This is a genomic window from Micromonospora sp. C31 (assembly GCF_018070575.1).
GTDB lineage: Bacteria > Actinomycetota > Actinomycetes > Mycobacteriales > Micromonosporaceae > Micromonospora.
Window position 1 is genome coordinate 1 of record NZ_JAGPXN010000056.1, and the last position, 1,861, is coordinate 1,861.

Genomic DNA, 1,861 nt, shown 5'->3' on the forward strand with positions numbered 1-1,861 from the left:
TCGTCCTCGCCGTGACGCACCCACCAGCACACACCCTGCACTGGTCGCTCTGGCGACGAACATCCCAAGCCCGAGCCCGCCGATCCCACTACCAGCGCAGACAGGCCAAGTGACGTTGGAGTACTAAGAACTTCTGACGAATGACGTTGGGCGTGCCTTTGGGGCGCGAGGATCATCCTGGCTGAACGCGAGGAGGGGTGAGCGCCGCCGTGGATCCCACTGGGACTCCACCGACTGCCACCTGAACGCCCCCGCCGGAGCCGACCCCATGCCCTAACCCCAAACCCCCGGATGGTCGACGACCGGCGCTGACCTCAGCATCCTTCCCTGCCAACCAGCGGTGACGCCGCACCAGAAACCGGCCTACCCAACGTCGAGGTGTTCACCGGAAATCTAGATGCCCGGATCGCCGAGGCACGCGATCATGGGTGGCTCGGCGAGACGCAAGGCTGCAAGTCAGCCGCACGGCCACCGAGCAGAGGCTCGCCGCCATGCTGCTGCTTGCGGCCCACCATCGAACCGCGCATCGAAGCATGTCGGCGTCCCGCTGCAGGCCGAGCCAGCACACCAATCCAGAACAAGGAGAACGAGGAGATACGCATCGATGACTGACCGGCCTGACGACAGTGAGACGCCCGACCCACAGGAGGAACCGGCCCCTCGCCTGCCCTGCGACGATCCAGCGGATTCCACCGCCGGCCAGGGATGGAAGCGGGGCCGTCCTCCGGGCCCAGAGGACATGACCCCGGAGTTCATCGAAGTGATGGCGAAGGCCATCGCAAAGTGGCACGACTTGAGCAAGATCGTTTCCCCTGCACTGCTTGACGGCGCGAGGCAGATTCAAGCGCAAGTGGAGGCCGCAAGGGAGGCCATGGAGCCCGCGCTGGTCAACCTGCTGACGAGCCTCGCGAGCTTTCCGAAGATCACCGTACCTGACCTGACAGGCGCTGGGGAAGCCGTCAGCAGACTCCTCGCCAAACTGCCGCGGAACTGGCCGATGGACGACCCGGAACTCATCGAAAGAGTATTCTCCATCGTCCAGAACGAGGGGATTCCGCTGGTCTGGGTGCCGCGGAAGGAGATTGTCCGACAGGTCCTTCAGTCGGCAAACCGAGATGAGCGGATCAAGGTCTTGCTGGCACACCGTGACGAGGTCATCCAGGACTGCCGAAAGGTTCTCGCCGAGGTCAGCGACGGCGAGTTGGTAATCCAGCTTCCGCTCGCCACAAGCGCCGTCGATGCGTTTGCAGATGGGCACAACGAGGCCGCTCAGTCGCTCGCCGTGGTCGTCACCGAAACGGCCGTGTCTCGGACGTTCGAACAGAATTACAGAAGTGTCAGAAACGCCGTAAAGATCGACAACTGGGGGGATCTGTCGATGGCTGAACTGCGGCTCAAAACCGCGCTGGCCGCTATCGGACCGTTCTACACTACATGGTTCCCCAACTCAGGCACGCCAGCGCCAACGACACTCAGCCGCCACGTCACTGTCCACCAGGCCGATGCCGGCCACTACACGGCGGGCAACAGCATCGTCGCCGTCATGCTAATGACCTCCATCTTCCGTGCCGTACAGGAGTCGCACGAACAGCCCTGAGCTAGCGGCTTCCTGCAACTGCGATCATAGCCAGGTACTCAAGGTCAGCCCGAGTCATGCCGTAACGCCGAGCGAGGGCCGCCGAATCTTCGGTGGCGCTTATCGCACGCCAACCGGTCACACAGAGAGGCAGGCAGGCTAAGGGACGTCTCGTAACTCGGTGGAGGCGTTGCCTGTCACCGGACTGACCGTCAGCCGGCGAGGATGATGTTGTGGAGGTTGGCGATGCCGGAAGCGGCGTCGGCCAATGTGTGGGCGGCGCGG

The 1,861-nt window shown here is 63.5% G+C and carries 1 protein-coding gene; it reads left to right on the plus strand.

What is annotated here, in order from left to right; all coding sequences use genetic code 11:
- Window positions 1-739 precede the first annotated feature (739 nt).
- Window positions 740-1,597 carry a hypothetical protein gene (locus KBX06_RS27405; RefSeq protein WP_247686778.1) on the plus strand — a complete coding sequence of 286 codons (858 nt, stop codon included), beginning with the start codon at window positions 740-742 and terminating at the stop codon, window positions 1,595-1,597.
- The last annotated feature ends 264 nt before the right edge of the window (window positions 1,598-1,861 follow it).